The sequence below is a fragment of the Gramella sp. AN32 genome (assembly GCF_023718305.1).
In the GTDB taxonomy this organism is placed as follows: domain Bacteria; phylum Bacteroidota; class Bacteroidia; order Flavobacteriales; family Flavobacteriaceae; genus Christiangramia; species Christiangramia antarctica.
This window is the reverse complement of sequence record NZ_QEYO01000008.1, coordinates 79,705-105,031: the sequence shown is the minus strand read 5'-3', so window position 1 is coordinate 105,031 and position 25,327 is coordinate 79,705. Positions and strand designations below refer to the sequence as shown.

Genomic DNA, 25,327 nt, shown 5'->3' with positions numbered 1-25,327 from the left:
CAAAGAGCTTTTAAAATAGGTTGAAAGGATGTGTGGATGAATTTTTTGTGTAAGATTCTTATATTTTTTTCATCTGCTCTTTCATCATTCTAATCTGGTCATTGAGCATTCCGTGTTTGTCCAGCTTTTTTGCTTCAGTTAAAAGTGTAGTAGCTTCCCTTTTTCTGCGTTTTGTCATAGCGATTCCGGCCAGGTTTAATTTTGCCATAGCTAGATCGTGATCCATAGAAAGCCCTAAACGAATTGCTTTTCTAAAAAATTTTTCAGCTTGTGTGATATTGGTTTGTGACACCATGAGACCATGTAAATACCAATAATATCCCTGCTGCTTGGTAATAAGGGCAGTTTCAGGATTTTTTATTTTAGCGAGCCATTTCGTAGCTCCCGCGAAATCTTGTTTCCGTAGCCTTAAGAAGGCTAATAAAAGGATCTCGTTTTTAAAATATAAAAAGATGAAGATCCCTGAAAATAGTAGAAGGGAAATACCGTTTCCAATTTGACCTTCAACAAATTGCCATATTGCTATGGTGATTATTAAACCGGCAAGTACTAATTTTATATTTTTATTGAACATTATGAGTTGATTTTGCAGTCGGCAAAGGTAGTAAAAACTTTCAAAATTTTTTTCAATTTACTATTTGCAGTACTTAAAAAGCTTTGTATATTTGCACGCAGTTTTAAAGACTGATAGAAAAGAATTTACAGAAGTTAAAAGATATTCATAATGAAAAGAACGTTTCAACCATCTAAAAGAAAGAGAAAGAACAAGCACGGCTTTAGAGAACGTATGGCTAGCGCCAACGGAAGAAAAGTGCTGGCAAGAAGACGAGCTAAAGGTAGAAAGAAAATATCTGTTTCTTCTGAATTCAGACACAAACACTAATGGATCACATTTTTGTAAATAAATAAGGTGTTACTTTTTAAGTAACGCCTTTTTTTATACCCTATAGCTTTTTATTTTTATCGCGAATTCAATTTTATATCATGCCGAAGAATCCCAACATCAAATGTGTTTTAATTATAGGTTCAGGTCCAATCGTCATAGGGCAGGCTTGCGAATTTGATTATTCAGGTACGCAATCGCTTCGTTCTTTAAGAGAAGATGGGATCAAAACCATTCTCATTAATTCCAATCCTGCCACGATCATGACAGATCCAACCATGGCAGATCATGTATATCTCAAACCGCTTACCACACGATCTATTCTCCAGATTTTAAAAGATCATCCTGAAATTGATGCGGTATTACCAACCATGGGTGGTCAAACTGCACTTAATCTCTGTATTGAAGCAGATGAGAAAGGAATCTGGAAAGATTTTGATGTAAAACTGATTGGTGTAGACATTGATGCGATTAATATTTGCGAAGACCGTGAAAAGTTCAAGCAGCTTATGGGTCGTATTGGAGTAGGAGTGGCTCCGGCTAAAACCGTAACATCTTATTTGCAGGGAAAGGAAGTAGCACAGGAATTTGGGTTTCCGCTTGTAATACGAGCTTCTTTCACCCTTGGAGGAAGTGGTGCTGCTTTTGTACACAGGCAGGAAGATTTTGACGAATTGCTAACCCGAGGTTTAGAGGCTTCTCCTATTCATGAAGTACTTATAGATAAAGCCTTACTGGGATGGAAAGAATATGAGTTAGAACTTCTTCGGGACAAAAATGATAATGTTGTTATTATTTGTGCTATAGAAAATATGGATCCCATGGGAATCCATACTGGAGATTCTATTACCGTGGCCCCTGCAATGACCCTTAGCGATACCGCTTATCAGAAAATGCGTGACCTGGCCATAAGAATGATGCGTAGTATTGGGGATTTTGCGGGAGGTTGTAATGTTCAGTTCGCGGTAAGCCCAGATGAGAAAGAAGATATATTTGCCATAGAGATTAATCCACGGGTTTCAAGATCTTCAGCCTTAGCATCTAAAGCTACGGGATATCCCATTGCTAAGATTGCAACAAAACTGGCCTTGGGGTATAACCTCGATGAACTGGATAATCAAATAACCAAATCTACATCAGCCTTATTCGAGCCTTCTTTAGATTATGTGATTGTGAAAATACCACGATGGAATTTTGACAAATTTGAAGGTGCAGAAAGAACTTTAGGCCTTCAGATGAAATCTGTGGGAGAAGTAATGGGAATTGGAAGATCCTTCCAGGAAGCTTTACATAAAGCTACCCAATCCCTTGAAATAAAAAGGAATGGCCTGGGAGCCGATGGTAAAGGTTATAAGAGTTACGATGTCATTATAGACAAACTTACCCACCCCAGTTGGGATCGGGTTTTTGTGATCTATGATGCAATTCAAATGGGAATTCCGCTTAGCAGGATACATGAGATCACAAAAATTGATATGTGGTTTCTCAAAGAATACGAGGAACTGTACGCGCTTGAAGTTGAAATATCTAAATACGATATTAATTCCTTGCCTAAGAACCTTTTGTTGGAAGCGAAACAAAAAGGTTTTGCCGATAGACAAATTGGGCATATGCTGAAATGTCTTGAAAGCGAAGTTTATTCTAAAAGGGAAGAGCTTGGTGTAAACCGAATTTTTAAACTCGTTGATACCTGTGCTGCGGAATTTAAAGCGGAAACTCCTTATTATTATTCAACTTTTGAAGATGAAATAAGATCTAAGGATGGTAAAATATATGTAGATAATGAAAGTACTGTTTCTGATAAGAAAAAAATTATTGTTCTGGGCTCTGGTCCTAACAGGATAGGGCAGGGAATAGAATTTGATTATAGTTGTGTTCATGGAGTTTTAGCAGCTTCAGAATGTGGCTATGAAACCATCATGATCAACTGTAATCCTGAAACTGTTTCTACCGATTTTGATATCGCCGATAAACTGTATTTTGAACCAATCTTCTGGGAACATATCTACGATATTATAAAACATGAAAAACCTGAAGGTGTAATTGTTCAGTTGGGAGGTCAAACGGCTTTAAAACTTGCTGAAAAACTGGATCGTTATGGCATCAAGATCATGGGGACCAGTTATGAAGCCCTGGATCTTGCCGAAGACCGTGGTAGTTTCTCAAAATTACTTCAGGAAAATAATATTCCTTATCCTGATTTTGGAACCGCTGAAACGGCCGATGAAGCGCTGGCGCTATCCGATGAGTTACATTTTCCAATTTTAGTAAGACCTTCCTATGTGCTTGGAGGGCAGGGAATGAAGATCGTAATTAATCGGGACGATCTGGAAGCTCATGTAGTGGACCTTTTAAGAAAAATTCCGAATAATAAACTTTTATTGGACAATTATCTTGATGGAGCGATTGAGGCGGAAGCAGATGCAATATGTGATGGTGAAGATGTTTACATTATTGGGATCATGGAGCATATTGAACCTTGTGGTATTCACTCGGGAGACTCGAATGCCTTACTTCCCCCGTTCAATCTTGGGGATTTGGTTATGCAGCAAATTAAAGATCATACCAAGAAAATTGCCCTGGCCTTGAATACGGTTGGTTTAATCAATATCCAGTTTGCGATCAAAGATGATATGGTGTATATCATTGAAGCAAATCCCCGGGCTTCCAGGACCGTTCCTTTTATTGCCAAGGCATACAAAGAGCCGTATGTAAATTACGCGACCAAAGTGATGTTGGGGGAGAAAAAAGTGAAAGATTTTAATTTTAACCCTCAATTGAATGGTTATGCCATCAAACAACCGGTTTTCTCCTTCAATAAATTCCCGAATGTGAATAAACAACTTGGCCCGGAAATGAAGAGTACGGGTGAAAGTATACTTTTTATTGATTCTCTAAAGAATGATGATTTTTACGATCTATATTCCCGACGAAAAATGTACTTAAGTAAATAATAGCGTTTGAAGGAAGCAGTTCTCATTTTTGGTGGAATTTATGGTACACTGGCCATAATACTTGGAGCTTTTGGAGCGCATTGGCTTAAGTCCAAGTATGCCCCTGAGCAATTAAAAAGCTTTGAAACCGGCGTGAAATATCAAATGTATCACGCCATTATTCTTATTATCTGCGGAATTACTTTTCCATTTCTGGAAATGATGCAGGTTCTAATGGCTTATTGTTTTATTATTGGTACTTTCTTTTTTTCCTTCAGTATTTATGGATTAACCTGGACGTCATCTCAAAACCGAAAATTAAAGCTTCTTGGGCCTGTCACTCCTTTCGGTGGGTTGCTCCTGGTAATTGGATGGATTTTGTTAACTATTAATTTAGCTGAAATCGCTTTATACCTTACACCTTAATTTCAGTCCTTTTTCTGTATTTTTCCGCAAACCAGGCAATTAAAATAAGTTGGGTGGAATGATAGAGCATAATGGGTAGCAGGATTATACCTGAATTTGCCGCGTTTCCGAATAAAACCTTCACCATTACAGAACCGTGTACCAGCGACTTTTTTGTACCGCAAAACTGGGTTGTAATCTTATCTTCAGTAGATAATCCTATCAAATTGCTGAAAAAACCCAGCCCAAAGAAAACAATAAAAAATATCGTTAATACGATCCCAAACATTTTCAAAAGATCTATCATTTCCAAACTTTCGAATAAATTAGAGGAAAATGAGCTGCTGAAACTTGAATATATGATTAAAATGATCGTGGTTTTATCTAATAAACCCAGCTGCCGGCTATATTTTTTTGCCCATCTCCCGAAGTATTGTTGAAGCATTAAACCTATCGCTAAGGGTAAAACGATTTGCAAAAATAATTTTTGAAGAACTTCCATAAAATCGAAACTGGTGGTTAGATCCAGAAAAAAACCAATCCATAACGGAGTCGCAAAAATCCCAATAAGACCGGAAAGGCTGGCATTGAAAATTGCTGCGGGTAAATTTCCTTTAGCTAAGGCAACCATGACTACAGATGAGGAAACAGTAGAGGGTAAGGTTCCCAGGAAAAAAAGCGCGATCCAGAGATTAGATGAAGTAGCATCATCAAAAAAGGGTACGAATAAAAGGCAAATAAGGGGGAAAACTATAAAAGTTGTGAGCTGAATTATCAGATGAACCTTGTAGTTTACGAATCCTGCTTTAAATTCAGCCGGGGAAAGTTTTAGTCCGTAAAAGAAAAATATAAGCGCAATACCAATATTGGTAATGGTTTTTAAAGGGATAATTTCAGGATCCTGCGGAAATAGATAGGCGATTGCTATAGCAATGAAAATTGCTAAAATAAAACCCTGTTTTTTCAATCTTCGAGTTCAATTTTAACATGCTGTCCTTCAACCAGATGCAAATATTTTTCTGAAGCAAAATCGGTAGATTTGAATTCGGCAATTCCAGAACGTTTCCTGTTCCTTCGTTCCAGGCTTTTGGCAAAACGTCTTATTTCATTATGGTTCTTGAGAATTAGCCCGGGAACTTCTACAGAATTTCCAGATGAATCCTTGGCAACCATAGAAAAATAAGAAGAATTGCAATGTTTTGAGGCTCCGGTTTGTATATTTTCAGCTTCCACGCGTATGCCTATTACCATCGAAGTTCTGCCCACATAATTAACCGAAGCTTTCATGGTGACCAGTTCGCCAATTTCAATAGGTTTTAAAAAATCTACCGTATCCACACTGGCGGTGACACAATATACTTCTGAATGTTTTGAGGCGCAGGCAAAAGCAATCTGGTCTAAAAGTGATAGAATATAACCTCCGTGGATCTTACCGTTGAAATTGGAATGGGAGGGAAGCATTAATTCCGAAATGGTCACCGTACTTTCCTGTACTTTTTTAAATCTTTTGCGCATAATTATCTTCTAAAATGCGGACTTTGTGATAGTTCCGCTTCCGTAATAAAGTATTTTGTATCCCCCCAAAAGAAAAATGTGGAAAATCGTTCTACATATTTAAGTTTTACATAATTGCCTTCATATTCCTGTAATTGTTTAACCACTTCATCATTTTCATCTAATACCGAAAATTGAAAAATTTGGGCACCACTTATTCCCTGGCTTATTTCACCCTCCCAGGTTTTGGTAATGACACCTTTTCTGCTGAATTTAATCAACTCACCACTCCGTGTTCCCTCGCTATAAGGCACAAAATAGATAAAAGCATAAAAGAGGAGCCATAATGCTAAAATGCCGCCCAGGATATACAGTAATGTCTTTTTCATATTATAGGTTTTTATAGACCAGATTTAGGAAGCTTTCCAATTTTGAAGGTTCCAACCATCTCGTCACGATTACTAAAGCATTTTTTTGATCCACAATGATAAAATTTCCACCGAAACCTGCAGCATAAAAAATGTCTTCATCAATTTCTTTCCATTGTTTATTTTCTCCTTTGCTCAGCCACCACATATAACCATAGTTGGAGTTTGGTTTTGAAGGGCGCATTGCTTCTTCAATCAAATTCTTATCGATCAATGGTTTACCGTTCCAGTTACCATTATTCAGAAATAACAAACCAAATCGAGCCATATCTCTGGTATTTATAAACATCCCACCGCCGGAATGCCCGCCACCACTGACAGATTGCATTTTAAGCCCATCAATCGTGGTAAAAGAATTTTCGTACCCGAACCATCTCCAGGAAGTTGAAGCATCTATGGGATCCATAATTTTCTTTTTAAGCACTTGAGGAAGCGGTTTCCTGAAAACGTTTAACAGTGAATAGGCCAGAACATTCACGCGAACGTCATTATATTTAAAAACCGTGCCCGGCTCATTTAATTCCCGGCTGCGCCATTTGTCTATATTTTGTTGCTGGTCTGGCCTGTCTGCCCAATCTAAAGATCCCCAAAGCTCCCCGCTCCAGTCTGAATTTTGCTGAAGTAAATGCTTCCATGAAATTTTACTGTTATGCTCTCCTTCAAAAGTATCATCCCAAACATATTTTGAAACGGGATCATCAAAACTGGAGATCAAACCCTGCTGTTTGGCCAAAAGAGCGGTTGTAGCAAGGAAACTCTTAGTCACGCTGAAGGTCATGTCTACCCTATCTATATTTCCCCAGGAACTAATGATATATCCGTTTTTCAGAATGATTCCTGCCGTCCCGCCGCGTCTTTTCACGGGACCTAATAATTCGTGAAAAGGTTCTTTTTCAAAACCTTTTAGAATAGCCTGTCGCAAATCTCTGGATTCTGAATATTCATTATTTTCTGCGAATTCAATAGCTTCTGAAAAGTCCAGGTCAAACTCTGAAGCAGGTTTTTCTTCCCATGCTCCTTTCGGCGGAAAATAATATTTCTGTGAAATTGCCTGAAATCCAATCAGCAATAAGAACAAGAACAGGTTAAATTTGATATTTTTCATCGAAGTTTTAATGTGGGATTTTCAATATTTTCATTTTCCTCATCTGTATTTTCAGCAACATCTTCTTCTATCCCCGTTTTATTGATCAATTTTTGATCTAATTGTTTGCTGGCTTTCGCTCCAAGCTTTTTCAGTTTTTCAACCCTTCTTACAAGATTTCCTTTTCCGGTAAGTTTTTTCATGGCACCATCATAGGAACTCTGCACCGTACCAAGTTGCCGACCCACTTTGAGCAATTCTTCAGTAAGATTGGTAAATGAATCATATAAAGCACCTGCCTGGGTGGCAATTTCAATTGCATTTTGCTTCTGCTTTTCATTTTGCCACATGCTATCTATAGTTTTTAAAACGGCAAGAAGCGTTGTGGGCGTTACAATGATGATATTTCTATCAAAAGCTTCGTTGTAAAGGTTTGGGTTTTCATTGGAGGCTAGGGCAAAGGCAGCTTCAATAGGAATAAAAAGCAGGACAAAGTCCGGACTTTCCATTTGATAGAGCGTATGGTAATTTTTTTTGCTAAGCTCTGTAATCCTGGTTTTTACCGAGATTAAATGATTCCTAAGATGATGAACTTTTTCTGATTCTTCAACTTCATTAATATAACGCTCATAGGCATTTAGAGAAACCTTGCTGTCCACGATCATTTTTTTATCCCCGGGTAAGTGGATGATCACGTCGGGCATTACACGTTTGCCTTCTTCCGTATTAAAACTTTGCTGAACAAAATATTCGCTATCTTTTTGAAGACCACTTCGTTCCAGAACTCGTTCAAGTACCATTTCACCCCAGTTTCCCTGCATTTTAGTGTCCCCCTTTAGGGCCTTGGTAAGGTTGTTCGCATCTTCACTAAGTTTAATATTTTGGTCATTTAGATACTGTAAGCGCTGGCCAAGCTCCGCATGTCTTTTAATAGATTCGGAATTTGAAAAGCTTATCTTTTCCTCAAAGGTTTTAATCTTCTCTTTTAAAGGATCGAGAATATTCTCTATATTTTGCTTATTTAAATTGGTGAATTTTTCGGATTTCTGATCCAGAATTTTGTTGGCCAGATTTTCAAATTCTTTGGTGAATTTTTCCTGTAGCTTTTCTACTTCTGCTTTTTGCTCTTCGTTTTTAAGCTTTAAATTTTCAAATTCTGAAATGGTACGGGTAAGGTCTAGATGGATTTTTTCTTTTTCTTTCCGAATATCTTCTCTATCAATTTCAATTTTATTTAACTGATATTTAGCTTCTTCTTTATGTTCAGATAAAATAGTTTTTGAATTTTCTAATTCTCTGTAAAACTGTAGTTTATTTTCTTCTATTTGAAGTAAAAGTTGAGTGTTTTTTTCTTTGAGAATTTCAGATTTGTTCTTTGCTTTGGCTTCAAAAATAATTTTCGCAATAAAGATCCCGAAACCCAGGGCAATTATAAAAATTAGAAAATAGATTAAAAATTCGTTCATGAAATGATCTCTTGTTTCAAAGATACTTATTTAAGAATTTTAGATTCAGGGACAGCACGATTATATCTATTGTTTTATTTGAAAACTTTTCGAAGATTCATTAAAATAGACCAGATCATCATTAAATAAGGAAGTGAGTTCATTGCCATTTATCAATTCTTCAGGTGAACCTGAAATAAGCTTTTTGTCTTTAATAATGATGAGTTGATCGCATAATTGCAAAGCTAAATTCAATTCATGCGAGGCAAAAAGGATTGTTTTATGAGTTTCCACGCATAACTTTTTCAGAAGTTTTAAAATAGATACTTTATGATATAGATCTAAATGGTTGGTGGGTTCATCCAGTATAAGCAGCGGCGTATCCTGAGCCAGGGCTCTGGCGATCAAAACTTTTTGAAACTGGCCATCGCTTATCTCATGACATTTCCTGTCTCTTAATGCTGAAATTTCTACAAGTTCAAGTGCTTCGTTTATTTTGTAAAGATCTTCTTTTGTTAAAGTTCCCAGCCAGTTAGTATAAGGCTGCCTGCCTAAAGCGATCAATTCAAAGGCGGTTAAATTCTTCGAAATTAACTGGTTGGTAAGAACCAAACTGATCATTTTGGAAGTGGATAAATTATCTAATTCATCAAGATCTATATTTTTTATAAAAACCTTACCTTCAATTTTTTGAAGGTTATTAGTTAAGGTTTTAATTAAAGTAGTTTTCCCTGATCCATTTACTCCAATTACGGCAATTAAATTCCCTTCGGGAAGCTTTAGATTGATATCCCGGGCAATAACTGTAATCTCTTTTTTATGCTTGTATCCAATAGAGAGATTTTCAGTTCTTAAAATGATATGTTGTTCGGTCTTTCTCAATTAAAAATTAAATTTTCTTTTTCTAACCAGAATCCAAATTACAACTGGAGCGCCAATTAACGAGGTAATCGCATTGATAGGCAAACTATATTCTATCCCCGGAAGCTGGGCAACAATATCACAAAACACCATTAAAATCGCACCTCCAAAAATTACCGCAGGGATTAAAATTAAATGGTTCGCGCCGGGAATTACCTGTCGTATCAAATGTGGAACTGCCAGCCCCACAAAGGCTATAGGACCTGAAAATGCCGTAATACTTCCTGCCAGCAGGCTGGTTGCCACTATAATTATAAACCTACTCCTGCCAATTTTTGTACCCAGACTTTTCGCGTATTGTTCGCCTAATAAAAGTGAGTTTAGATTTTTAATACTGTAAATACTCAGCATAATACCCAGAAACCAGAATATCCCTAAAATCAAAACTTCGTTCCAGCTTAGGTTCCCCAGGCTTCCAAAAGACCAGAAGATATATTGCTGCAGTTGTGAAGCGGGACTAAAATAGGCTAACACACTTACTACGGCTGCGGTTAGATTGGCAAACATTAAACCTATGATTAGAATAGCCATGGTATCCCTCAATTTCACCGAAGTGATAACAACTGCTAATAAAACGAGCAAACTTCCCAAACTGGAAGCGATGACTAAACTCCATTTTGAAAGTAGTAGTATTCCGAATAATCCACCAAAGACCGAGGCGCCCATAATCAAGAAGGCAACTCCTAAACTTGCACCGCTACTTAATCCCAAGACGTAAGGTCCGGCCAATGGGTTTTTGAAAAGAGTTTGCATAAGGAGTCCACTTACGGCAAGTCCGGATCCAGCCAAAACAGCGGTAATTACTTTAGGGGAACGATAATTTAAGATTATATAACGCCAGGATTCTTTTTCAACTTCGCCACCGGTAAACGCATTTAAAATATCTTTTAAGGGAATAGTCACCGAACCCAGGCTAATATTCAGGAAAACTGAAAAGAGCAGGACTATCCCAAGAACTATAAAAATTATTTTATTTCGTTTGGAATCAATCATTTAAAGGTTTGAAAAATACGCGTTCGTGATCCTGAAGCAATTCCGGATGAAAGATTGAAATTAGATCTTTTAAAACAATATCCGGCCTTTGTGGTCCTAACTCATAAAAAATGACGCCACCGGTTTCACCTTTAGAAAGGCTTACGCTATAAACCTTCTTTTCTTTTACGGCTGAGAAGCGATTATAATGATCAGATTCGTTTAGTAATTCATTATACGATGTAAATTGCCCGGCACTCATCCAAAAGTCGGCTTCTCCTGCTTTTTCTAATACACTTTCAAATGATAAGGACATGCTACCGTCGCCTTCAGTTTGAGCATAGAGATAATTAGCATGGGCATCCTTTATAAATTGAGCGATCCAGGAATTGCCATAAGGCATATACCAAACGTCCTTAAACATGGAACCACCAATAACATCGGGGATTTTTTCTGAAGTTTTAGCCAGTTCTTTTGCTTTTAGATACTCCGATTTAATTTCTGAATATATACTATCTGCCTTTTTTTCTTTTCCGAAGAGCGTGCCAAAAAATTTGATCCATTCTGCTTTGCCCAAAGGTGTTTTCTCGGTCCAGTCACCATTATAAATCACCGGAATCCCCATTTTTTCAATGTTATTAAGACTTTTATTTGCCGCATTGATCCCAAAGCCAACCACAACATTCGGTTCCAGGTTGAGTAGGGTTTCCGTATTTAAATTTTCGTTTTGCCCAATTTCTGAAATCTTTCCAGCATCTATCAACTCACGGGTTTTTTCTGAAGAAATATAGTGCAAACCCGGGAAACCAATTAGTTTATCTTCTTCATTTAAAGCCTCAAGTGGCGGAATATGGGTAGTACTGGTAACAATAATTTTTTTGATAGGAAGCTTAATTTCCTGATCGAATTTTAAATCTTCAGGTAATTTATTTTCACCCGAATGTACCACGTACCTAAACGATTCCACGGCATTTGGCCAGGGGTCTTTCACTTCGATGAGGGTATAATTTTCAGCATGTTCAATGGTGAATCCGCTGGCATCTTCAATACTATTGGAGAACTTGGTTGGTTTGGGGGCATCAGCTTTTTTATCAGAATTTCCGCAGGAAATGAAAAATAGAGAGATAACCACAACTTTGAAATATTTCAAAATTTTAATTTTTTTCAAAAGTAAGATTAATTAGTTTTTTGTTATGAACCATAAACATATTTGTTTATTTTCGCATCGAAGTTTTGGTTCAACGTAAAAAAATACGTGGATTAAAAGGGAATCAGGGGAAGTTAGAAATGTGAAATGTGAAATTAGAAGTTAGGACTACTTCATACTTCTAACCTCGTACTTCTAACTTCAATAAACCTGAGCTGTTCCCGCAACTGTAAGCTTATTCCGTAAGGAAGGCCGCAATAATTCTTCAACCACTGCCAATTTCGGCGGGAAGGTATATTGCAGCACGCTAGCCAGGAGACCTGCCTGAATTTCAACCAGTATCGAGTGACTTTCGGGATAAAGGTCGGCAGATTATGAACAGAAACATATACCTTTTATTCGCTTTATTTATTTGTGGTTGCTTCAATGTAACGGCACAGAACGATTCTATTAACTGGCTGGATGAGGTTCGATTGAGCGATGTAAAGCTCAAGAAATTCTCTACAGGCCAGCATATTACGGAGCTTTCAGATTCATTGCTGCAAAAAAATAAGCAGCAGTTAACAGATGTATTAAATTTCAATACGCCTATATATTTCAAGGAAAATGGGCGCGGAATGGTTTCGTCTCCTTCCTTTCGTGGAACTACCGCTTCGCAAACTGCAGTGATCTGGAATGGGATTAATATTAATTCGCAATTGAATGGGCAGGTAGATTTTAATACTATTAATACAACCGGGTACAACGAAATTTCAATTAGGGGTGGTGGCGGAAGTGTTGTATATGGTACAGGCGCGATAGGTGGGAGTGTGCATTTGAACAATTCCATCTCCTTCAAAAATAAGAAGGAGCATAATCTGCTCTTACAATACGGAAGCTTCAATACCATAGACACCCGGTATAACTTCAAATTATCGAAAAGTAAGTGGAGTTTAAATTTAGCTTTATCCAGGAATAGTAGTGACAATGATTATGATTTTCCAAATGGAACTGAAAACTTAAATGGCGAATATTTTAATAATGTTGTAAATATTGCTCTGGGATACCGGTTTAATTCAAAGAATATCCTTAAGATCATTAGCGAGATATACGATGGAGAGCGCCACTTCTCCCTGATTCGTTCTTCAGAAAACCGAACTAAATATCAGGATCTTACCACTAGGAATTTACTAGAGTGGAATAGTTGGTTTATAGATTTTAAACAAACCCTAAGCCTGGCTTTCATTGGCGAGGAGTATAAGTATTATCCAAATATTGATTCTCAGAATTTTTCTTTCGGGAGCGCGAATAATTTTATCGCCAAGTATGATCTTGATTATAAACTAAATGAGGAAATTCTCTTCAATGCCGTTCTTCAAAATACCTATACCGAAGGTGAAGGAAGTAGTTTTGATGATAATGATAGAAATATTTTTTCAGCAGCACTTCTTGGAAAACACTATATAAATGAAGATTTACAATATGAAGCAGGATTAAGGAAAGAAATTACGTCAAATTATGAGAGTCCGCTTTTATTTTCATTCGGGGTAGACTATAAGCTGAATGACTTTTATACCCTAAAATTGAACGCTTCAAAGAATTTCAGAATACCAACTTACAATGATTTGTACTGGTCTTCTGCAGGGAATCCTGAACTGCATCCAGAAAAATCTTTACAGGCCGAACTCGGAAATCAATTCAATTTTCAAAATGTAGAAGCAGGAGTCATTTTTTACTATAATGATATTAAAGATATGATTCGCTGGTTGCCGGGAAGCGATGGAATTTGGCATCCTGAAAATGAGGATAAAGTCAATATTTATGGACTGGAATCTTTTATTAACTGGAGAAAAACTTTTTCTAATGAGACTATTTTAACTGCACGGGGAAGCTATGCCTATACTATTTCTAAAAATCCTGAAACCAATAAGCAGTTAATTTATGTACCCTATCATAAAGTGACCGGGAATCTAAGTTATCAATTCCGTCAATTTACGCCTTCTTTGCAAGTACTTTATAATGGATCTGTTTATACCAGGACAGATTATAGCGAGCAACTTTCGGGTTACATCCTAACCAATTTTGGATTAGCTTATACTATAGATAAACGCTGGGACTGGGAATTGGGAACAAGGATAAATAATTTATTTAATACAGAATATCAAAACGTCGAAGACCGGTGGATGCCGGGAATCAATTATTCAATTTTTTTAATTTTTAATATTTAATCCATGAGAAAATTATTCTCCATTTTTTTAATTTGTATTACTCTTTATTCATGTAACAAAGATGAAATAAGGACTAAGGAATCTGAGACTTTGATTAATGATACCATTGTTCTTAGAAAAAGAAGTTCCAATAATAAAATTATTCTTTCTACAAAGTCTAAATTTTTAGGGAATGAAAATAATATTAAATCGGAATTTACTTCTGATTTGCTTGATGTAAGATATTACTTAGGAAGATCATACAATATAAGCCTAGGAGATATTGGAACTCCAGATGGTATAAAATTCCCTGTAATTGAGATTGAAGATTTGATTTCTGATTATCCAGACTATTACTTATCGAAGCAAATAAGAAATTCTGTTGCGAAAAGCTATTCCTTTTCTAGTTTTAATCGTTATGAAGAAAAAACTAGACATACGGATAAAATATCTGCAGGTTTTGAAATAGATTTAGGTCTATTTGAATTAGGAGCTAAACATAAATATGAATCAGCATTTACTTCACAGGTGACAAATGAAAGTAAAAGGGTTTTTGGAGAAGTAAATGTTTTTATTCGAGATGCTTCATATGAGTTGCTAACTAGTAGTAATACGCTTGACAAAATCAAAGAAAATTATTTAAATGAAGTTTTTTTGGATGAGATTTATAATACCTCAAACAAAGAATTTGTTAGTAATTATGGAACTTTTGTAATTACGGATTTTACCTCAGGAGGAAAAGCCGAAGCTTTATTTACAGGAGTCTATAATGCTAGTTCCTCTGTTGAAACGATTGAAAGTTCTATGGATAGCTCAATAAGTGCTTCTTATAGCTTTGAAGAGATTGGAGCATCAGCAGAATTCGGAATAGGTAATGAAAATGGTAGTTCAATAGCTTTATCAAATAATATTACTGAATTCAACACGTCTATAAGGAGTTTTGGGGGAGATTATGGTTCGAGTTCGTTCACTATACCAAAAAATATTGATGATGTTAATGTAGATCTTTCTCAGTGGGCATCCTCTTTAAATGATAGGAGTAAGACTGTTTTATCGGATATAAATGATGGTGGCTTAATTCCAATCTCAAAATTTCTTATAGAAGATAATTTTTCGCATAATTTGAATAATTATTTACAAGGGAATTTCCCGTTGATGGATTTACAAACTCCGCGGTTGGAGGCCAGATGGGTCCGACATACCAACGTGTCTGGCCCCGCTGTCTTAGTTCTTAAAACCAGGTTTGGTGATTTAATTAGGCTATCTAATTATTCTCAAGTTTTCAGTTACGGTGATAGAGATGGAATGTTTGCTTATGCCACAAATGAAGCGGACTTAAAATATCAATTTTTTGATCTTAATTTAGTTTATATTCATTTTGTTAGTAATGATCATAATCCATGGTTCAATTTAAGTGATCGGTATAAAACATCGATAGCTGATGTCGATTTAAGTCAAATGTCCAAAAATTATGATAATACGAATAATATGTTATATATATTTTCAGAAGAAAGAAAATTCGCATTTTCTGTACATGATGATTATATATTGAATACATATGGGATGACAGAATGGGTTGAAAATATGAATGTAAAAAGTATTTCATTTAATGAATTAAAAGATTACAATGTTGTGGCACTATAATTTTAGAATAATTGAAAGTATGAAAATTTTTAAACTATTTATTTTTGCATTAATCACTATTACTTTTTTAAACTCTTGTTCTAAAGATGAGGAAATTATAGATAATCCAGAAGAAGCAGCAAGTGATTACAGAGATGGTGTTATCGTTTTAAATGAAGGCTCTCAATCGGCAGGATCTCTTTCTTTTATCAATCAGGATTTTAATTCCGTAGAAAATGAAATTTTTGAGAAAGTGAATGAAGGTATGAACCTTGGGAATTATATACAGTCTATTTTCTTTGATGAGGAGAATGCGTACATAATTTCTAGTGGCTCTAATCTCATAACGGTAGTAGATCGTTATTCACTTGAATTTAAAGATCAAATTGATTCCGATTTAAATGTGCCACTTTACGGTGTGGTGATGAACGGGAAGGCTTATGTAACAAATGTAGCTGATTTTAGTACTGATGAAGATGACTATGTTGCCATAATAGATCTCGATTCTTTCAAAGTAGAAAATAAAATTACAGCGGGAACAAGAATCTCGGAAATACAACTTTATGAGGACATGATTTATATTGAAGGTGCCGCTTATGGAGTTGGAAATTCTATTGAAGTGTTTGATCCATCAGCAAAGACTTTCGTAGAAAGTATCAAACTATTTGAGATAACTCCTGATACACCGGAAGGATTGAATTCTTTTGAAATTTATAATGATGAGTTAATAGCTTTATCAGGCCAAAATCTATACAAGTTTGATATAGATAATCCTGATGCCATATTTTTAATTGAAATACCGGAAAACATTGGTCGTGTATCCAACCTTGAAATAGAAAATAACATTATTTATTTTACTTCAGGAACATCTGTATATAGTATGCCAGGCCAGGTTTTTGAAATTCCAAACGAGCCGCTTTTTACTTATGAAAGTAGTTCTGAATACGGAAAAATGTACGGTTTTGAGGTAAAGGATGGATACATTTATACAGCCGATGGCGGGGATTTTGCTTCCGCAGGTTCCGTTTCTATTTTTTCTGTTTCTGGCGAATTAATCGCTGGTTTTAAGACCGGAGTAGCACCTAATGGATTTTATTTCAACTAAGAAACCTAAACATAGTTTATTCAAAAAAAAGAAGCTGTCTCATTAATGGAGGCAGCTTTATGTACTTTCCAGTGGAAAAACTTCTTATGCTGATGCTGAGACAGCCGGAAGCATTTCCCAAATAGATATTTCAAGTAATGAAAAAGTTTCTTCAAAAGAATTTGCCAACACGACCAATCATCCTTCTAATTTAAGTTTTAGCAACGGACAGCTTTATTATACGCTTGGGAAACAGGTTTATACACACGAGCTTGGATTTGAAAATCTTCCTGGAAACGTCCTTTTTAGCGTAGAAGAAGCCGCAGTATTATATGGATTTGAAATTAGTGGCGGCCAAGCTTACGTAACTTCACCAAATGCTGATTTCACCAGAAACGGAAAAGTGCTTGTATATGATCTATTTGGTGGAGGCGTTGTGAATACTTATAATGTGGGAATTAATCCGAATGGTATTTATTTTACGGAATAAGAATTCTGAAAACAAAAAACCTGCCGATCGGCAGGTTTTTTTATGCTTGGAACCTAATTATTGTTTAAGCGGTAAATCAAGTTTTAGTTTTTGAGCACCTTCTGAAGGAACCGACTCTATATACATTTTTTGATATAGTGGGTTGTTGACTCCAGATTCGCTAAACTCTTCATACCAGGTTTCTCTGGCAGGAATAAAGGCCCTGTTTCCAGTAATTTCAGCGATTGCCGCCGCCAATAAAGGTTCGTTTGGATCTCCTAAAGCACCGTAATTACGAATATCTTCAGAAATTTCTACATTGGGAATAATCCCATCATAAGGCACATTCTGATCATTTGCATTGACCGATTCATATACTAAAGGCTGAATAGCATATTTATGGTTAGGATTTCTATTTTGATCTCCAAAATCTTCTGAATCCCATAAGGTTACTGAAGCCTGAGATTTTCCAACCGTTGTCGTTCCAATTGTTTTCACAGTAATATAAGGCTTAAGCCCATTGATCACCAATTCGCTGGCAGAAGCGGTGGAAGCGGTTCCAATCACAAATAATCTTTCCAGATTTAGGCTATTGATAGGCTCATTATTATCTATAGTAGATACAAATCGATTAAATAGTCTTCCGGGGTTACTACTATTTAAAAATAGATTTTGATAATAATCATTCCATTGCTGTTTAGCAAAGATCTTCCCGGTAAATCCTCCAGTGATCATACTGGCAAGACGGGTCGCCGAGCTTACACGACCACCACCATTATATCTTAGATCCAAAACAAGATCTGTAATCCCTGCAGATTTAAAATTGGCAAATGCGGCATTTAGTTCATCATCAAAATCGGCAATAAAACTATTGTATAATAAATAGCCAATTTTCTGACCATCTTGCTCAATTACTTTTTGAATAAGAATAGGATTTTCGGTTAAGGTTTGGGTGTCAATACTAATTGTATTTCCAGTTGGGGTGATCGTATTTCCTTCTATAGTTGCAATGGTAAAAGTTACATTATCACTGTCTAAAAGATCACTATAATTTTGAACAGTAAGATCCTGCCCGTTAATTTGGGTAAAGAAATCACCTCTTTTAAGGTCGGTTTGTTCAGCATTACTTCCAGGAATAATATATCTTACTATTCCAAAAATATCGTCGCTACCATTGGCATAACGATATAATCTAAAGTCGGCTCCGGTAGTTTTGGTGATACCCGCGAAAGAATTTTCCAATTCTACATAATCATCCACCAGAAAACTAAAACGGTCAAAGTCTGTTGTGAGCGCATCAAAAAGCGATTCCGGAGAATCAAAACCTATTAAAAATGTGTTTAATTGGGATTGTGTAGTAAAGCGATCATCGGCAAGATCTGGAATTTCATCTTTATATAAATAAATATTATTTAAGCCCTTCCAGATAAAATCCTTAATTTCCAGTTCCAGTAATTCAGCCTGGCTTAAACCATCAGTTGGATCTGTAGAGCCTGGAGGTAGTTCTTCGGTTTCAGTAATGGTATCGTCCATATCTTCTCTGGAGCAGGCTGTAAAAACCATTACAGATAAAAGGATAAGGAATAAAAATTTAATTTTTCTCATAATCTTTTTCGTACTAGCGTTATTAATTTTCTATAAATATATACGTTAAAAATAAATTTGGGTTTTTTTATGTAACAAAACTATTTCCCAATCGTCGTAAAAGTGTGAAGGTACTACCAACCAATCAATTTTCATGAAAGAAGCAACCTTCTTAAATATTGTAAATCCAGTTAAGGATAAAATGTATCGTCTGGCATTAAGATTGCTTTCTTCTAAAGAAGCTGCGCAGGATGCAACACAGGAGGTTATTCTTAAATTATGGACGCGCAAGGAAAAAATCAAGGATTATGCCAATGTTGAAGCCTTTGCCATGACGACAACAAAGAATTACTGTCTTGATGAATTAAAAGCAAAGCGAAACAATAATTTGAGGATAGTACATCAAAGCTATGAGAACAATGATATCTCAGTTCATCGGGAAGTAGAATTACTTGATGAGATGAACTGGCTGAATAAAATTGTAGCAGGATTACCAGAACAGCAAAAAATTATTTTTCAGCTAAGGGATATAGAACAATACGAATACGAGGAAATAGAAAAAATAGTAGAAATGAACCCTACGGCTATTCGGGTGTCTTTATCAAGGGCAAGAAAAGCGATTAGGGAAAGCCTTATTAAAAAACATAATTATGGAATTAGCCAAAATTAAAATATTACTTGATAAATATGATGCTGGTGAGACTTCTTTAAAAGAAGAAAACATCCTGAAAACTTATTTTCAGGAGCATGAAGTTTCAGAAGATTTAAAGGCATATAAATTAATCTTTGCCTTTGCTTCCCAACAGCAAAAAGAACGCTCGGAAACTCCTTTACGATTAAAGAATAAAAGGAATTCCCCAATTAACTGGAGTGCGATCGCCGCAGTTTTAGTAATTACCTTTGGTATTTTATATTTTTTCCAGACAGATTATTCCTTGACCAGTGATGATATGGGAAGCGCTTCTGAAGAAGAAATTACCTATCAAAAAACGAAGGAAGCCTTAGATATGGTTTCCTCGTTCATGAACGAAGGAGCAGCAGAGCTGGGATATTTACAGGAATTTAATAACACCAAAAATAGAATAATACAAATAGACTAAACCCAATAAAGATGAACCGATTAATTATTGCCCTATTAATGAGCCTGGCTCCATTTCTCATGCAATCTCAAAATTTTGAAAAGTATGAGAACATGAAGGATGTAGATGCTATGGTAATGACCAGTAAAATGTTTAAAATGCTGGCGAAAGTCGAACTTTCTGAAGACAATCCTGAAGCTCAGCAATATATGAAGCTAATTGAGAACCTGGATAGAATTCAGATTTACAAGTCCTCTAATAGTGAGGTAAGATCACAAATGGCCACAGATGTAAAAAGTTACCTTCAAAAAGGATCTTTGGAAGAACTAATGCGGGTAAATGAAGATGGTAAGAATATTAAATTTTACACCGTATCTGGCAAAAATGACAATTATGTAAAAGAACTCTTTATGTACCTGGACGGTGAAACCGATGGTAAACCCATGTCGGTTATTTTGAGTATTACCGGGGATATTGATCTTTCCCAGTTGTCAAAATTAACGGCCGATCTTAAAGTTCCCGGTGCGGAAGAATTAAAAAATGCAAATAAAAAATCATAAAACCATGACCAACCTTAAAACCATAGTAGTAATTATTACCGCGTTAATGCTTTTTTCATGCAACGATAATAAATCCTTGCAAAAGTATTATGTAGAGAATCAGGAAGATTCAGACTTTTTAGCGCTGGATGTTCCCACAAGTATGTTCACCAATGCTGAATCTTTGGATGCAGAACAAAAGGAAACGTTAGAATCTATCAAGAAAATTAATGTTCTTGCTATGAAAGCTGAGGATAATCCAGCTCGTTTTGCTGAAGAAAAGGAAAAATTGAATGAGATATTTACCGATGAAAAGTATCAGTTATTGATGAAATACGGTGGAGGAGATAAAAAAGCCGCTTTGTATTTCACAGGAGATGATGATGCCATTGAAGAGTTAATAGTTTACGGCTACGACAATGAAAAAGGTTTAGGGATTGCCAGAATTTTAGGAGATGATATGAATCCTGCAAAAATTGCCAAGATGCTTAAAAATCTGGATGGAAAAAATATTAATGTTAGCGGATTAAAAGATATTGCCGGAATTTTCGGAAAAAATGTGAAAATAGATTCGTCCACAACTTCCCATGAATTTATGAAAGACAGTATTCAGGAAGTTGATAATTTTGAAGTGGATTAATATATTTAATTAGTTGAAAGAAAAGGCCCCGGATTTTTCCGGGGCCTTTTTGTTTAAATTCCGGTATAATTATGCGGACTAATATTTCTCAATTCTTCCTTAATTTCCTCATCAACTTCCAGGGTTTCAATAAATTCAGCAATGCTGTATTTCGTTATGGCAACATTAGTCCTGGTAAGTCCTTTTAAAGCTTCATAAGGTTTTGGATAAGCCTCTCTTCTAAGAATTGTTTGAATAGCTTCGGCAACTACCGCCCAATTATCATCAAGATCTTTTTTAAGCTTTTCTTGATTCAATAACAATTTGTTGAGCCCTTTCAGCGTAGATTTAAATGCAATAATGGTATGGCCAAAAGGCACGCCAACGTTTCTAAGCACGGTACTGTCGGTTAGATCACGTTGTAACCTGCTAACAGGAAGTTTTGCCGCCATATGTTCAAAAATAGCATTTGCCATTCCCAAATTTCCTTCACTATTCTCAAAATCGATAGGATTTACTTTATGGGGCATTGCGGAAGAACCAATTTCTCCTTTTTTTATTTTTTGCTTGAAATAATCCATGCTTACATACGTCCAAATATCGCGATCAAGGTCGAGTAGGATCGTATTGATCCGTTTTAAGGCATCAAACAAGGCAGCGGCATGATCATAATGCTCGATTTGTGTAGTAGGAAAGGAATGATGTAAACCTAAATTCGTTTCAACGAATTTTTTACCAAATTTCTCCCAGTTTTTCTGTGGAAATGCTACGTGATGCGCGTTGAAATTCCCGGTGGCACCGCCAAATTTTGCAGCATTGGGAATCTCTTTTAAACTTTTTAATTGTTGTTTAATCCGTTCCGAATATACCTTTATCTCTTTACCTAAGCGGGTGGGGGAAGCAGGCTGCCCGTGGGTCCTGGCTAATAATGGAACATCTTTCCATTCTTCACTGAGCGCATCAAGCTTGTCAATGATCAACTTTAATTCAGGTAAATAGGCTTCTTTTACGGCATCTTTAATACTTAGCGGAATCGCGGTATTATTAATATCCTGGGACGTTAACCCAAAATGGATAAATTCTTTAAAATTTTCCATTCCAAGTTTGTCAAATTCCTTTTTCAAATAGTATTCAACTGCTTTTACATCATGATTAGTGATCTTTTCAATTTCCTTGATTGCCTGGGCATCAATAGGGGTGAAATTTTCATATAATTTTCTAAGCTCTTTAAAATTTGCTTTGTCAACTTCTTTAAGTTGAGGTAATTTAAACTCACATAGGGCGATAAAATATTCAACTTCTACCTTAATGCGATATTTGATCAAAGCCTCCTCGCTAAAATAATTAGAGAGATTCTTAACTTTGGAACTATAGCGGCCATCGATTGGTGAAATTGCTGAAAGAGAGGTCATTTTTAGATGATTAAAATTAAAGCGCTAAGATACTTTTTACGAATCGCTTCGGAAAGTATCTTTATAAATTCCTTAGAATTTTTTAAAGTCCTGGAGATATAGTCGCAAGTTGAGTTTTTGAAATTTTTACTTATTAATATATTACTTAAAGATTAATCCTGTGCTCATTCCTGAAGTAATAGATCGACAATATCCGGCACACCTTCCACGGCTTTTTTTTCGATAATTTCTATCCTTCCGCGTGCGGAGACATTCGGTTTTGGATCGATAAAATAAATGGGGGTAGAATCTGAGGCAAAATCTATCAGGCTCGCTGCAGGATATACCTGCATGCTGGTGCCAATTATTAGAATTACATCTGCTTCTGCAGAAATTTCAGCAGCCTTTTGGAACATGGGCACTGCTTCCCCAAACCACACTACATGTGGCCGTAACTGGAAGTTATATTCGCAAAAATCGCCCAGCTTAATATCTTTCTTCCAGTCCAGGACCAATTCATCATCAAAAGTACTTCGTGCCTTTAATAATTCTCCATGAAGATGGGTGACATTTTTACTTCCGGCGCGTTCATGAAGATCATCAATATTCTGGGTAATTATTTGTACATCAAATTTTTCTTCTAATTTAACCAGGGCTTTATGGGCGGCATTAGGTTCAACCTGCAACAATTGTTTTCGCCTCTGGTTATAAAAATCCAAAACCAGCTCCTGATTCTTATTCCAGCCATCGGGACTTGCCACTTCCATGACATCATAACCTTCCCATAACCCGTTGGCATCTCTAAATGTTTTTATGCCGCTTTCTGCACTAATTCCCGCACCGGTTAGAACAACTACATTCTTCATTTTTTATTTTTTGATTGTCCGTAAAGTATAATAAAGGACGTCATTCTAAACTTGCTTAAGAATCTTATAACACTAAAAATCAGAGTTACATTTTATTTTTTTAAAAAGTTAAGAATTTGATTTGAATTTCTTTTTATTTCCTGCTCGGAAATATTGCGGTGGAAATAATGCTTTGATTATTTTTACGCACGATATGCAAGACCTAAAATTGTTAGAGTATTTAAAGGAATATTTAACTCCTCGAAGACGTGCGCTCTTTCAAAAAGTGATTGCGGAGAGAACTAATTATCTAACGATTGTCGCCCAGGATGTCTACCAATTGCATAATACCAGCGCGGTCATTAGAAGTTGCGATGTTTTTGGGGTTCAAAATGTTCATATCGTTGAAGAGCGAAAACCCCAGAGGATAGACAAAGAAATCGCCATGGGGGCTCAAAAATGGGTAGATGTTAACAGGTATAATTCAACTAAAAAGTGCATCGGCGTGTTAAGAAATAAAGGTTACAGCATTGTAGCAACCAGCCCTCACCATAATTCCGGATTATTAGAGGACTTTAAAATTGAAAAGCCTATTGCTTTGTTTTTTGGAACAGAACAACAAGGACTGTCTGATGAGGTTTTTGAAGCGGCAGATCATACTTTACAAATTCCTATGGTAGGCTTTACTGAAAGTTTAAATATTTCAGTATCTGCGGCAATCTTTCTGAATAGTCTCACCCAGAAATTGAAAAGATCTAAGCTTAAATGGCAACTTTCCGAAGAAGAAAAAATAGAACTTGAATGGCAATGGACAAAAAAATGTATTAAAAACTCAGAAGAAATAATCCATCGCTATAAAAATTCGTAATTATTCGTAACTTTTCGAGCCCTAACGAAGAAAAATGACATTATTCTTTTACCTCATCATTGCTGTAATAACCTTTTTTGCCTTCCTTCATGCCTGGGCGAAGAAGGAGTACGATATCTCCCGAACTGTTGTCATCAATAAGCCTAGGGAAGAAGTTTATAATTTTGTTCGGCAATTAAAAAATCAGCCTTATTGGAATCCATGGTTTGAGAGAGACCACCATGCCATTATGAAATATAAAGGCCAGGATGGAAAGGTGGACAGTAGTTTCTATTGGAAAGGAAATTCTAAAGTAGGTGAGGGGATCCAGCGAATAATAAAGGCAAAACAAGGTAGGATTTTAGAAACCCGATTGCTTTTTATTAAACCGGTAAAGGTAAATGTGCTTACCTATTTTGGGATAAAAGATATTGAACCTGAAAAAACTAAAATGGTTTGGGGAGCCAAAGGAAATCTTGCATTCCCCTTAACGATACTTTCTATAATTTATTCCCCGGAAAAGCTTTTAGGAGAGAATTTTGAAAAAGGACTGAGAAATCTAAAAACAATCCTCGAATCCAATTAATTCTTTTTTAGCACTTTATATTCTTCATAGCAACTGCTTATCGCGTCAAGGATTTGAAGGTCATTCGCAGTATTCATGAAATCTTCGGAATAGCTGCAATTATTCAGAATTTCATCAATTTCAGCTTTATTTACCTGAAGCAATGCCATTAAGGTTTCCCTGTCGAATTTATTTCGAAGCAAACTTCGAATATTATCATCTTCTTTCATTTTTCGAAGTTTCCGCATTTGTCGCGGCCTGTTTCCGAAGATATTATACACCAGATCTGCAGGATTGGAAAGTGTTCGTAATGTTTTTGTAACAGCGCTAGGAGAACCATCCCCACCTTCATATCCGGAATTGAGACCCGAAATACTGTAGCGATAATTATCATAAATGGGAATATTCTTGGCGTCAATTTCGAGATAACCGGTTAGATTATTAGCGGTAACGTCAATATTTTCCAGGGCAAAACCAAGTTCAGTCATTTTTACTTTAACATTCCCATATTTTAACCAGTCATTGGTCACCCGAACACGAATAGATCGAAACCCAAGGTAAGAAAAGTAAAGGGTGTCGTTAACCGTTGCCTGTAATTTGAATTCACCATTTTCATCGGTTACCGCTCCTTTTACCTGATTAAGGTTTACAATGTGAACGTTTTCGATTTCAACATCATTAGCAGCATTCATCACAGTACCGGATACGACATCCTGGGCAGATGCTGCAGATATAAAAAGCAGGAAAAAGATAAAAATGGTGTTTTTCATAGTAACGTGAGGCC

At 36.1% G+C, this 25,327-nt stretch carries 25 protein-coding genes and 1 riboswitch; of the genes, 12 read left to right on the top strand and 13 right to left on the bottom strand.

The features are described 5' to 3' along the window. Positions 1-58: 58 nt before the first annotated feature. Positions 59-574: a DUF2892 domain-containing protein gene (locus tag DHD80_RS10880; protein WP_251741202.1), complete on the bottom strand. Its 516-nt coding sequence runs from the start codon at positions 572-574 to the stop codon at positions 59-61. Between the two features lie 150 nt (positions 575-724). On the opposite strand from DHD80_RS10880, the gene rpmH reads away from it, so the two are divergent. The 3 genes from rpmH (at position 725) to DHD80_RS10865 (ending at position 4,242) form a co-directional block, all read left to right on the top strand. After that, entirely contained in the window at positions 725-883 is a 159-nt protein-coding gene (gene rpmH, locus DHD80_RS10875; protein ID WP_251741201.1) for a 50S ribosomal protein L34, read from the top strand. A gap of 101 nt (positions 884-984) precedes the next feature. Further along, positions 985-3,837 (top strand): carbamoyl-phosphate synthase large subunit, encoded by a 2,853-nt coding sequence (carB, locus tag DHD80_RS10870; RefSeq protein WP_251741200.1) that lies wholly within the window; start codon positions 985-987, stop codon positions 3,835-3,837. 6 nt (positions 3,838-3,843) lie between these two features. Continuing rightward, positions 3,844-4,242: a DUF423 domain-containing protein gene (locus DHD80_RS10865; RefSeq protein ID WP_251741199.1), complete on the top strand. Its 399-nt coding sequence runs from the start codon at positions 3,844-3,846 to the stop codon at positions 4,240-4,242. Here the strand turns inward: DHD80_RS10865 and DHD80_RS10860 are convergent. From DHD80_RS10860 to DHD80_RS10825, 8 genes are all read right to left on the bottom strand, one after another. Next, positions 4,232-5,188: a bile acid:sodium symporter family protein gene (locus DHD80_RS10860; RefSeq protein ID WP_251741198.1), complete on the bottom strand. Its 957-nt coding sequence runs from the start codon at positions 5,186-5,188 to the stop codon at positions 4,232-4,234. The two genes, DHD80_RS10865 and DHD80_RS10860, sit on opposite strands and share 11 nt — an antisense overlap. After that, entirely contained in the window at positions 5,185-5,736 is a 552-nt protein-coding gene (locus DHD80_RS10855; RefSeq protein ID WP_251741197.1) for an acyl-CoA thioesterase, read from the bottom strand. The genes DHD80_RS10860 and DHD80_RS10855 overlap by 4 nt, the downstream gene beginning before the upstream one ends. Positions 5,737-5,738: 2 nt before the next feature. Further along, positions 5,739-6,104 carry a 6-phosphogluconate dehydrogenase gene (locus tag DHD80_RS10850; protein WP_251741196.1) on the bottom strand — a complete coding sequence of 122 codons (366 nt, stop codon included), beginning with the start codon at positions 6,102-6,104 and terminating at the stop codon, positions 5,739-5,741. Position 6,105: 1 nt separating this feature from the next. Beyond that, positions 6,106-7,248, bottom strand: coding sequence for a serine hydrolase (locus DHD80_RS10845; protein WP_251741195.1), 1,143 nt, complete (start codon positions 7,246-7,248; stop codon positions 6,106-6,108). After that, on the bottom strand, positions 7,245-8,693 hold the full coding sequence (gene rmuC, locus DHD80_RS10840) for a DNA recombination protein RmuC (RefSeq protein WP_251741194.1): 1,449 nt from the start codon (positions 8,691-8,693) through the stop codon (positions 7,245-7,247). Before rmuC ends, DHD80_RS10845 begins: the two co-directional genes overlap by 4 nt. A gap of 66 nt (positions 8,694-8,759) precedes the next feature. Then, positions 8,760-9,554: an ABC transporter ATP-binding protein gene (locus DHD80_RS10835; protein WP_251741193.1), complete on the bottom strand. Its 795-nt coding sequence runs from the start codon at positions 9,552-9,554 to the stop codon at positions 8,760-8,762. Further along, a complete protein-coding gene (locus tag DHD80_RS10830) occupies positions 9,555-10,586 on the bottom strand; it encodes an iron ABC transporter permease (RefSeq protein WP_251741192.1) in 1,032 nt (343 codons plus the stop codon). After that, the gene (locus DHD80_RS10825) at positions 10,579-11,715 is read right to left on the bottom strand and encodes an ABC transporter substrate-binding protein (protein ID WP_251741191.1); all 1,137 of its coding nucleotides are present in this window, start codon (positions 11,713-11,715) and stop codon (positions 10,579-10,581) included. The genes DHD80_RS10830 and DHD80_RS10825 overlap by 8 nt, the downstream gene beginning before the upstream one ends. 67 nt (positions 11,716-11,782) lie before the next feature. Then, a riboswitch (cobalamin riboswitch) is annotated at positions 11,783-12,055 on the top strand. Between the two features lie 31 nt (positions 12,056-12,086). Between DHD80_RS10825 and DHD80_RS10820 the strand changes: the two genes are divergently transcribed. Genes DHD80_RS10820 through DHD80_RS10810 form a run of 3 tightly spaced genes read left to right on the top strand, consistent with a single transcriptional unit; the run spans position 12,087 to position 16,626 of the window. After that, positions 12,087-13,919, top strand: coding sequence for a TonB-dependent receptor (locus DHD80_RS10820; protein ID WP_251741190.1), 1,833 nt, complete (start codon positions 12,087-12,089; stop codon positions 13,917-13,919). A gap of 3 nt (positions 13,920-13,922) precedes the next feature. Then, positions 13,923-15,542, top strand: coding sequence for an MAC/perforin domain-containing protein (locus tag DHD80_RS10815; RefSeq protein WP_251741189.1), 1,620 nt, complete (start codon positions 13,923-13,925; stop codon positions 15,540-15,542). 19 nt (positions 15,543-15,561) lie between these two features. Then, the gene (locus tag DHD80_RS10810; RefSeq protein WP_251741188.1) at positions 15,562-16,626 is read left to right on the top strand and encodes a DUF5074 domain-containing protein; all 1,065 of its coding nucleotides are present in this window, start codon (positions 15,562-15,564) and stop codon (positions 16,624-16,626) included. A 526-nt stretch (positions 16,627-17,152) separates the two neighbouring features. Here DHD80_RS10810 and DHD80_RS10805 read toward each other — a convergent pair. Beyond that, on the bottom strand, positions 17,153-18,679 hold the full coding sequence (locus DHD80_RS10805; protein ID WP_251741187.1) for a S41 family peptidase: 1,527 nt from the start codon (positions 18,677-18,679) through the stop codon (positions 17,153-17,155). Positions 18,680-18,812: 133 nt separating this feature from the next. On the opposite strand from DHD80_RS10805, the gene DHD80_RS10800 reads away from it, so the two are divergent. Genes DHD80_RS10800 through DHD80_RS10785 form a run of 4 tightly spaced genes read left to right on the top strand, consistent with a single transcriptional unit; the run spans position 18,813 to position 20,916 of the window. Continuing rightward, complete coding sequence (locus DHD80_RS10800) at positions 18,813-19,328, top strand: sigma-70 family RNA polymerase sigma factor (protein ID WP_251741186.1); 516 nt, start codon at positions 18,813-18,815, stop codon at positions 19,326-19,328. After that, positions 19,309-19,758 carry a hypothetical protein gene (locus DHD80_RS10795; protein WP_251741185.1) on the top strand — a complete coding sequence of 150 codons (450 nt, stop codon included), beginning with the start codon at positions 19,309-19,311 and terminating at the stop codon, positions 19,756-19,758. Before DHD80_RS10800 ends, DHD80_RS10795 begins: the two co-directional genes overlap by 20 nt. A gap of 11 nt (positions 19,759-19,769) precedes the next feature. Continuing rightward, complete coding sequence (locus tag DHD80_RS10790) at positions 19,770-20,297, top strand: DUF4252 domain-containing protein (RefSeq protein ID WP_251741184.1); 528 nt, start codon at positions 19,770-19,772, stop codon at positions 20,295-20,297. Continuing rightward, complete coding sequence (locus tag DHD80_RS10785; RefSeq protein WP_251741183.1) at positions 20,278-20,916, top strand: DUF4252 domain-containing protein; 639 nt, start codon at positions 20,278-20,280, stop codon at positions 20,914-20,916. The genes DHD80_RS10790 and DHD80_RS10785 overlap by 20 nt, the downstream gene beginning before the upstream one ends. A 53-nt stretch (positions 20,917-20,969) precedes the next feature. Here the strand turns inward: DHD80_RS10785 and purB are convergent, their stop codons facing one another. Together purB and DHD80_RS10775 are read right to left on the bottom strand one after the other, a co-directional pair. Beyond that, entirely contained in the window at positions 20,970-22,307 is a 1,338-nt protein-coding gene (purB, locus tag DHD80_RS10780) for an adenylosuccinate lyase (RefSeq protein ID WP_251741182.1), read from the bottom strand. A 164-nt stretch (positions 22,308-22,471) separates the two neighbouring features. Continuing rightward, complete coding sequence (locus tag DHD80_RS10775) at positions 22,472-23,152, bottom strand: NAD-dependent deacylase (protein WP_251741181.1); 681 nt, start codon at positions 23,150-23,152, stop codon at positions 22,472-22,474. Between the two features lie 193 nt (positions 23,153-23,345). On the opposite strand from DHD80_RS10775, the gene DHD80_RS10770 reads away from it, so the two are divergent. Continuing rightward, complete coding sequence (locus DHD80_RS10770; RefSeq protein ID WP_251741180.1) at positions 23,346-23,999, top strand: RNA methyltransferase; 654 nt, start codon at positions 23,346-23,348, stop codon at positions 23,997-23,999. Positions 24,000-24,033: 34 nt separating this feature from the next. Next, entirely contained in the window at positions 24,034-24,564 is a 531-nt protein-coding gene (locus tag DHD80_RS10765) for an SRPBCC family protein (RefSeq protein WP_251741179.1), read from the top strand. On the opposite strand, the gene DHD80_RS10760 is transcribed toward DHD80_RS10765, so the two are convergent. Then, the gene (locus tag DHD80_RS10760; RefSeq protein WP_251741178.1) at positions 24,561-25,313 is read right to left on the bottom strand and encodes a carboxypeptidase-like regulatory domain-containing protein; all 753 of its coding nucleotides are present in this window, start codon (positions 25,311-25,313) and stop codon (positions 24,561-24,563) included. The two genes, DHD80_RS10765 and DHD80_RS10760, sit on opposite strands and share 4 nt — an antisense overlap. Between the last annotated feature and the right edge of the window lie 14 nt (positions 25,314-25,327).